The sequence below is a fragment of the Mycobacterium sp. genome (genome assembly GCF_049683935.1).
Taxonomy (GTDB): domain Bacteria; phylum Actinomycetota; class Actinomycetes; order Mycobacteriales; family Mycobacteriaceae; genus Mycobacterium.
Map to the genome: position 1 here is coordinate 1 of NZ_JBAUJR010000322.1, position 8,141 is coordinate 8,141.

The window sequence follows — 8,141 nt, forward strand, 5'->3', positions numbered from 1 at the left end:
GCTGGGCTCAGACGAGAACAGCGCGTGGGCCCGCGTCGACGACACCGGCGTCGGCATCGACGAGGCGGACCTGCCGAGGGTGTTCGACGTCGCCTATCGCGGGTCCAACAGCCGGGTGCCGCGCACCGATTCGTCGCTGCCGAGCGGGTCGGGTCTCGGGTTGGCGATCGCCGCCGGACTCGTTCAGGCCCACCGCGGCACGCTGTCGGCGCACAACCTGCCCACCGGCGCCCGCTTCGAGGTCCGCCTGCCCCTGGCCAGCGACTGAACTCGGTTGCCGCGGAATAGCATTCCGGGTCGTGATCGCGCTGGTCATCGCAGCCAGGAATGCTATTCCGCGGGCGCGTGACGTGAGCCCGTATGGGGCCGGCTGTCAGCGGAGGATGATGCTGTCATGGCGAAGTCGTTCACGCTGGTACAGCTGAAATACTTCACGGTCGTCGCGCGGCTGGAGAACATGCGTGCGGCCGCGTTCGAGCTCGACGTCACCCAGTCCACGCTGTCGGCAGCCATCCACAAGCTGGAGAGCGAGGTGGGGGCGAAGCTGTTCCACCGCCGGTCCAACCGCGGCCTCCGCCTGACCGCGGAAGGGCGGCGTCTACTGATGGGGGCCAGAACGGTCCTCGAAGATGCTGACCAGCTCTACCGCTCGGTGCGCGCCGAGCGCGAGGAACTGGCGGGCGATCTGGTCGCGGGAATCTTCTCGCCGATCGCTCCCTTTCTTGCACCGAGGATCCTCACGGCATTCCAGCATCAGCATCCGGCGATCAGACTCAGCTTTCTCGAAGCCGACCAGGAGACGCTCATGCGATCCCTGGCCGAGGGAACCTGCGAGACCGCGCTGATGTACGACCTCGGGTTGAGTACGAGTTACGAATATCGGGTGCTGCGGCGAGTCCCCCCGCACCTGTTGGTTTCGGAGAATCACCCTCGTGCACGCCATCCGGACGTCCCCGTGCACCTGCGCGAATTCGAGGACGAGCCGTTCGTGCTGCTCGACCTGAAGCACAGCCGGGAGTACTACCTCGACATCTTCAAGCGATTGGGACTGCGTCCGCGCATCCGGCATCTGGTGTCCGGCTACGAGACGGTGCGGTCGTACGTCAGCATGGGACATGGTTATTCGCTGCTGAATTGGCGGTTGGCGGGCGATGTGACGTACGCGGGGGGACGGGTCGTCCCGCTGGAACTGGCCGATGAACTGGCGCCGATCGAACTGGTCCTGGTGCGGTTGCGGGGTGCGCGGACGACGCGGAAATCGATCGCCTTCGAAGAAATCTGCTCGACCCTGCACAGCGCAGATAGCGGCTCCACGCTCTTCTGATCGATTATTTCGAACGGTGCGTGCGATCTATTTTGTTGGACTCGTTCGGCCGTCTTCATCAGACTTCAGTGATGTGATCCCCGTCTCGTCCGACCCTGCAGCATCACTGAGAAGAGAGCTCCCATGACAACGCAGGACCACGTTGTTCCGCCCGACCCCGAGTCCACGGACCAGTCCACACGTAGCACCGGGATGCAGAAACGGGTCCTGGCCGGCGGCAGCATCGGCCAGTTCATCGAGTTCTACGACTTCACTCTGTACGGATTGTCGGCAGTCACCCTCTCCCAGCTCTTCTTCCCCGGAGAGAACGCGCTGGCCGGACTGCTCGCCACCTTCGCGACCTTCGGCGTCGCCTTCCTGGTGCGTCCTCTGGGTGGCCTGTTCTTCGGGGCGGTCGGCGATCGCATCGGCCGCCGCAAGGTCTTGTTCGTCACGTTGATGCTGATCGGCCTCGCCACCACTCTGATCGGGTTGCTGCCCACCTACGAGACAATCGGGGTGTTCGCGCCCATCCTGTTGGTTCTGTGCAGGTTGATCCAGGGCTTCTCTGCCGGCGGCGAATCCGTCGGCGCTCCGGCCTTCGTGTTCGAACACGCGCCGCTGGAACGGCGCGGCTTCTGGATCAACGTGACCTTGGCGGCGACCGCACTGCCCTCGGTGATCGGCGGAACGCTGATCCTCGTGCTCTCGTCCACGATGACGCCGGAGGCATTCGACTCCTACGGCTGGCGCATTCCCTTCCTGCTCGCTTTACCGCTGGCCTTCTTCGGACTGTGGATCCGCTCCAAGACCGAGGAGTCCGAGGCGTTCAAGCAGGTGTTGCGCAAGCATGAGCACAAGGAGTACAGCCCTATCCGTAAAGCGTTCCGCGAGAACAGGGTTCGGATGCTTCAGGTCATCTGCGTGATGGCACTGACCGCAATGGGCTTCTATTTTCTCTCCGGCTACTTCGTCTCCTACGTCCAGGTCACCGGCGAACTCAGCCGCGAGGCATCACTGGCGGCCAATGCGGTCGCGATGGCGTTGTACGCCGTTTTGCTTCCCATCGGCGGAATGATCGGCGACCGCGTCGGCCGCAAGCCGATGCTCATCACCGGCGCCGCCGCTCTGGCCGTGCTGTCGATTCCCTGCTTCATGCTCGTGACCAGCGGGTCGCTGGGTCTCGCGATCCTCGGCCAGCTGTTGTTCGTGATCCCCATGTGTGTTTACGGAGGCGGTTGCTACACGTTCTTCGTCGAGATCTTCACAACCGAGACGCGCTTCACTTCGGCGGCGATCAGCTACAACGTCGCCTACGCAGCCTTCGGCGGCACCGCGCCGTTCATCGGAACCATGCTGGTGTCCACCACTGGAAAGGACTCTGCACCGGGCTTCTACATGGCCGCTGCCGCGGCCATCGTCGGCCTGTTCCTGGTGTTCACCAACGTCCCCGAGACCCGCCACCGCGTCAGCTGATCGCTTCCGACACAAAGGAGTTCCATCATGGGTGCTTCCCAGTTCCTCACCGATTTCCACCACGTGGCCACCTTCGGCGCGACCGCCGACAGCGGTGTCGACCGCCAGGCCGCGACCGCTGAGGACAAACTCAGCCGCGACTGGTTCGCCGCTTTCGCCGCTGCGCGCGGCTGGCAGTTGCGGGTGGACGCCATCGGCAACATGTTCGCCCTCATCGACTTCAAACCCGGTGCGCCCTACGTGCTCATCGGGTCACACCTCGACTCCCAGCCGCTGGGCGGCCGTTTTGACGGGGCCTACGGTGTCATCGCTGCACTGCACGCCGCGGAGCGCGTGGCCGCGCGGGTCGCCGAGGACGGTGCCCATGTCGAGTTCAACATCGGGGTCGTCAACTGGTTCAACGAAGAGGGCGGTCGCTTCCCCCCGTCGATCATGGGATCGTCGGTGTTCGCCGGTCTGATGGATGAGGGTGAGGTTCTGCAGGTGCGGGATCTGGCGGGAGTCTCGGTGGCCGAGGCCCTCGACGCGATCGGCTACCGCGGCGCCGATCCGCGTCCCGCGGTCGCCGGATACGCCGAAATCCACATCGAGCAGGGACGCATCCTGGAGCGCGAGGGCATCAACCTGGGTGCGGTGGACTACTCCTGGTACACCCAGAAGCTCGACATCGAGGTGCTCGGTGAGCAGTCGCACACGGGCGCCACCGCGATGGCCGACCGCCACGACGCGCTGGTCGCCGCCAGCAAGGTCGTGTTGTTGGTCCATGACGTGACCAAGAAATTCGACGACGAGGCCATCGTGTCGTCGGTCGGCCGATTCACGGTGGAACCCAACTCGCCGATCGTCGTGGCCCGCCGCGTGCATCTCGTCGCCGACCTGCGTTCGGCATCACCCGAGATCGTCGCCGCAGCAAGATCCAGCCTGCTCGATGACATCGCGGCCATCGCCGCGCATCACGACATCACGATCAACGTCCGCGATTTTGATGTCCGCGACATCCAGACCTTCCCGCAGGCCGGTATCGACCTGACCGGAAAGGTCGCCGCCGACCTGGGATTGAGTGTGCGACCCATTCGCACGATGGCCGGACACGACTCGGTGCCGATGAACCGGATCGTGCCCACCGTCATGATGTTCATCCCGTCGGTGGACGGCGTGAGCCACTGCGAGCGCGAATTCAGCACCGACGAGGACATGGTCGCCGGCGTGGACGCGTTGACCAACGTGGCATGGGAGATGGTCAACGGCGCCCTTTCGGAGTCGGCCGCCTAGATGAACTCGAGCCCAACCGAAGTGGCCTTCCTGGGCGCCGCCGGCATGCTCGCGGCGTTCCGACGGCTCGAGCTGTCACCGCTCGAGGTGCTCGACGCCCAGATCGCCCGGATCGAAGCCCACAACGGGGACACCGCGACCGGAATCAACGCCTTCGCCGAGACGCTGTTCGACGACGCCAGGCGCGCGGCCCGGCGTGCCGCCGACGTCTATGCCCGGTGCGCCGCCGACGGCGAACAACCACCCGCCCTGCTGGGGGTGCCGGTGGCAGCCAAGGAGAAGCACGGCATCGCCGGACTGAGCCTGACACAGGGGTTGACAGCGAACCGAGGGCGATTGGCCCAGCGCGACCACCCGGTGATCGAGCGAATCAGGACGGCTGGCGGAATCATCCACGCGCGCACCACAAGCCCAGAGTTCAGCTGCGCCACCGTCACCCATTCGCCGATGTGGGGTATCACCCGCAACCCGTGGAATCTTCAGATGTCCCCCGGCGGTTCGTCAGGCGGCGCAGGCGCTGCTCTGGCCGCGGGGTTCACCACCCTGGCCACCGCATCCGACATCGCCGGCTCCACACGAATCCCTGCCGGGTTCACCGGCACGGTCGGCTACAAGGCACCGTTCGGACGGATTCCGGGAATGCCGCCGTTGTCGGCGGACTGGTACCGCGGAGACGGCCCGATGGGGCGCTCCGTCGCCGACGCAGCTCTGCTGTCGTCGGTGATGTCGGGCCGGCATCCGGTCGATCACAACTCGTGGGGCGGCCACGGTCAGCCCATCCCGCTCGAGGGCGGGGTCGACGGCCTGCAGATCGGCCTCTCCCTGCGGCTCGGCGACTTTCCCGTCGCCCCGGAGGTCCTCGAGAACACCCGAGCGGTCGCGGATGCCCTGTCAGAAGCCGGCGCCGAGGTCGTCGAGGTGGACCTACCGTGGACGACCGAGCTGATCCGGGAGACGATCTTCGCCCATTTCGGGCAGATCCTGGCACCGGCGGTGATTCGCGAGACCGCAGGCAACGAGGATCAGCTGTCGGCCTACATGCGGCGATTCATCGTCGATGCGACTGCCGCGGCGCAGCGCTGTTCGCTGGTCGAGTCACTGGCCATGGATGCCCGGATGCAGGCCGACCTGGCAGCGGCCATGAGTGGCGTAGACGTGCTGTTGTGCCCCACTTCGGCGGTGACCTCACTGCGGGCCGATGGCGACTATCTCGACGGGGTCGACACTCCCAGTAGACATCTCGGGCACTACTGGGAAGGGCACATGACGAGTCCGTTCAACGTCGCCAACCATCATCCGGCGATTTCGGTGCCCAGCGGGCTGTCCGCCGAAGGGGTACCGACGGGTGTGCAGGTGGTAGGCCACCCGCACGACGAGGTGATGACCTTTCGGGTGGCCCAGGCCGTGGAGACGCTGGTCGACTTCGGCGCGCCGCGGAATAGCATTCCGGGTCGTGATCGCCCTGCAGATCGCAGCCAGGAATGCTATTCCGCGGGCGAGTGACCTCAGCCGGGCAGTGAGCCGTTGAGGCGCTCCGCGGCAGCCAGGTAGTCCTCGATGAACTCCCGCACCACCTCGCGGGCCGGCTTCACCTTGTTCATCAGCCCGACGCCCTGCCCGACGAAGTACGTCGCCAAAGCCTGAGCACCCTCGTGCCCCTGGGAGGCGAGCACGTCGATCCGGCGGATCACCGGCTCGCACAGCATCGACTGCAGCGGCAACGGCAGCGGCTGGTGCCCGCCGGCCGTGGGGGTCCAGGCGTTCGTCCAGTCGGACACCAATTGTCGCGACGGCTTACCCGTGCGTCCCGCCGAGCGAACCGTGTCGCGGGAGGAGGCGGCCAGCATCTTGGCGACCGTGTGCGGCGCGGTCTCGGCCTCCTCGGTGGTCAACCACACCGATCCGGTCCAGGCGCCGGCCGCACCCATCGCGACCATGCCCGCCATCTGCCGGCCGGTGACGATGCCGCCCGCGGCGAGCACCGGAACCGCGCCCGCCACAGCTTCGATGACCTCGGGCACCACCACCAGCGTGCTGACCTCACCGCAGTGCCCGCCGGCCTCGGTGCCCTGCGCGACGATCAGGTCCACCCCGGCGGCGACCTGCTTGACCGCGTGCTCCTTGGCCCCGACGAGGGCGGCCACCGGGATGCCACGCTCCTTGCCCGCCTCGATCATGTAGTCCGGCGGGACCCCCAGGGCGTTGGCGATCAGCTTGACCGGATGGGTCAGCGCCACGTCGAGCAGCTCGCGCCCGGTGTTTCCGGACAGCAGCGCGCTACCGAGACGCCTGCCGGGCTCCGGTTCGATGCCGTGCGCGGCCAGCAACTCGTCGACGAGATCGCGGTAGCCCTGCGGAATCCGTTCGGCCAGATCGGAACTGGAGAGTTTCTCCCCCTTGCCCTCGAACTTGGCCGGGACGATCAGGTCCACTCCGTACGGCTTTCCGCCGACCGCGTCGTCGATCCAGGCCAGCTCCTGATCCAACTGGGTGGGCGTGTAGGCGGTGGCGCCCAACACCCCGAATCCGCCGGCGTTGGTGACCGCGGCGACGACGTCGCGGCAGTGGCTGAACGCGAAGAGCGGGAAGTCGATACCGAAGTCGGTGCAGATGTTCGAGGTCACGTCAGCCAGTATGTTCACCAGCCCTGGGTCGCGAGCACCGGGGTTCGCTGCAGGAACCGCTCGACGGGCGCCAGCATCGCCGGCCCGTCCAGCAGCACCGGGTCGTTGTGGCCCGCCCCGTCGATCAACACGTACTCCTTCGGTTGCGGCGCGGCGTCGAACAGTCGACGGGAATGCGACGCCGGCACGATGTCGTCGGTCTCCCCGGCGATGACGAGCACCGGCGCGGTCAGCGCGCCGATGCGGTCGATGGACGGATAGCGATCCAGCAGCAGCCGCCGCACCGGCAGCCACGGGTAGTGCACCGCGGCGACGTCGGCCAGTGACGTGAACGGAGAGCGCAGCACCAATGCCGCCGGCGGTCGCTCGACGGCCAGCCCGACCGCGACGGCGCCACCCATAGATTCTCCCCAGTACGCGATGCGCTCGGAGTCGACGCCGGGCTGCCCGGAAAGCCAGTCGAGCGCCGCGCGCGCATCGATGGCCAGCCCGTCCTCGGTGGGCCGCCCGCGATTGCCGCCGTAGCCGCGGTAATCCAGCAGCAGCACCGACATGCCCATGTCGTGCAGCGCCGCGGCCAGCGGAGCCCGCATCGTGCGGTCCCCGCCGTTTCCGCTGAGCACCAGCACCGCCGGGCCCGGGTCGGCGGGCAGAAACCAGGCGCCGAGGTCCAGTCCGTCCGCGGTGGGGATGACGACGTCGCCGGCCCCGGGAAGCACCGTCGCTGCCGGCGGAACCGGGTCCGTCGACGGGAAGTAGATCAAGCGCCGCTGCTGCGACCACAGCAGCCCGAGCAGTCCCGTCACCAACGTGACGGTAACGGCCAGGACGATCGCGGTGCGACGCAGGAGCGCTCCTCAGCCGCGCAGCGGCGCACTCGCGAAGTCCCGCAGACCGTCCGCCGGGTCGACGACGGCGCGGAAGTCGAGCATCCTGGCGGCCCTCGCCGGATCGGCGACGATGTGGCGGACGTCGCCGCTGCGGTACTGGCCGGTGATCACCGGAGCGATGTCTCCACGCGCGTCACACAGCGCGGACGCGACGTCGAGGATCGACACCGGCTTTCCCGAACAGACGTTGAAGGTTTCGAACCCCCCGAGCGAGGCCTCGATCGCCGCGACGTTGGCCGCGGCGATGTCGTCGACGTGGACGAAGTCGCGCATCTGGCCGCCGTCTTCGAAAACTTTTGGCGTATCCCCTTTTTCGAGGGCAGAACGGAAGATCGCCGCGACACCGGAGTAGGGGGTGTCGCGCGGCATCCCGGGGCCGTAGACGTTGTGATAGCGCAGCGCGACCACCGAACCGCCCGCCGACTCACTCCAGGCGAGCGCGTAGTGCTCCTGGGCGACCTTGCTCGCCGCATACAGGCTGCGCGGCCGCAGCGGCGCCTCCTCCCCGACCAACTCCCACCGGACCTGCGCGCCGCAGATCGGACACCGGTGGTCGAAGACGCCGGCGTCGAGGTC

Annotated in this window: 8 protein-coding genes; 5 read left to right on the top strand and 3 right to left on the bottom strand. The window is 67.1% G+C overall.

The window, feature by feature from the left end; all coding sequences use genetic code 11:
• The 5 genes from WA965_RS19155 to WA965_RS19175 all read left to right on the top strand — a co-directional run.
• A partial coding sequence (locus tag WA965_RS19155; protein WP_526447939.1) for an ATP-binding protein occupies positions 1 to 268 on the top strand: 268 nt, incomplete at its 5' end.
• A gap of 126 nt (positions 269 to 394) precedes the next feature.
• Positions 395 to 1,324 carry a LysR substrate-binding domain-containing protein gene (locus tag WA965_RS19160; RefSeq protein ID WP_526293971.1) on the top strand — a complete coding sequence of 310 codons (930 nt, stop codon included), beginning with the start codon at positions 395 to 397 and terminating at the stop codon, positions 1,322 to 1,324.
• A gap of 123 nt (positions 1,325 to 1,447) precedes the next feature.
• A complete protein-coding gene (locus WA965_RS19165; RefSeq protein ID WP_526302703.1) occupies positions 1,448 to 2,779 on the top strand; it encodes an MFS transporter in 1,332 nt (443 codons plus the stop codon).
• Positions 2,780 to 2,806: 27 nt separating this feature from the next.
• Positions 2,807 to 4,051 carry a M20 family metallo-hydrolase gene (locus tag WA965_RS19170; protein WP_526302704.1) on the top strand — a complete coding sequence of 415 codons (1,245 nt, stop codon included), beginning with the start codon at positions 2,807 to 2,809 and terminating at the stop codon, positions 4,049 to 4,051.
• Positions 4,052 to 5,554 (top strand): amidase, encoded by a 1,503-nt coding sequence (locus WA965_RS19175; protein ID WP_526302705.1) that lies wholly within the window; start codon positions 4,052 to 4,054, stop codon positions 5,552 to 5,554.
• A 2-nt stretch (positions 5,555 to 5,556) separates the two neighbouring features.
• Here the strand turns inward: WA965_RS19175 and WA965_RS19180 are convergent, their stop codons facing one another.
• The 3 genes from WA965_RS19180 to WA965_RS19190 all read right to left on the bottom strand — a co-directional run.
• Positions 5,557 to 6,675, bottom strand: coding sequence for an NAD(P)H-dependent flavin oxidoreductase (locus WA965_RS19180; RefSeq protein WP_526302706.1), 1,119 nt, complete (start codon positions 6,673 to 6,675; stop codon positions 5,557 to 5,559).
• Positions 6,676 to 6,689: 14 nt separating this feature from the next.
• Positions 6,690 to 7,484, bottom strand: coding sequence for an alpha/beta hydrolase (locus WA965_RS19185; protein WP_526302707.1), 795 nt, complete (start codon positions 7,482 to 7,484; stop codon positions 6,690 to 6,692).
• 48 nt (positions 7,485 to 7,532) lie between these two features.
• A partial coding sequence (locus WA965_RS19190) for an NAD-dependent epimerase/dehydratase family protein (protein ID WP_526447941.1) occupies positions 7,533 to 8,141 on the bottom strand: 609 nt, incomplete at its 5' end.

Coding starts and splice junctions, on each gene's coding strand:
- WA965_RS19160 (WP_526293971.1), top strand. CDS start 395: ATGGCGAAGTCGTTCACGCTGGTACAGCTGAAATACTTCACGGTCGTC.
- WA965_RS19165 (WP_526302703.1), top strand. CDS start 1,448: ATGACAACGCAGGACCACGTTGTTCCGCCCGACCCCGAGTCCACGGAC.
- WA965_RS19170 (WP_526302704.1), top strand. CDS start 2,807: ATGGGTGCTTCCCAGTTCCTCACCGATTTCCACCACGTGGCCACCTTC.
- WA965_RS19175 (WP_526302705.1), top strand. CDS start 4,052: ATGAACTCGAGCCCAACCGAAGTGGCCTTCCTGGGCGCCGCCGGCATG.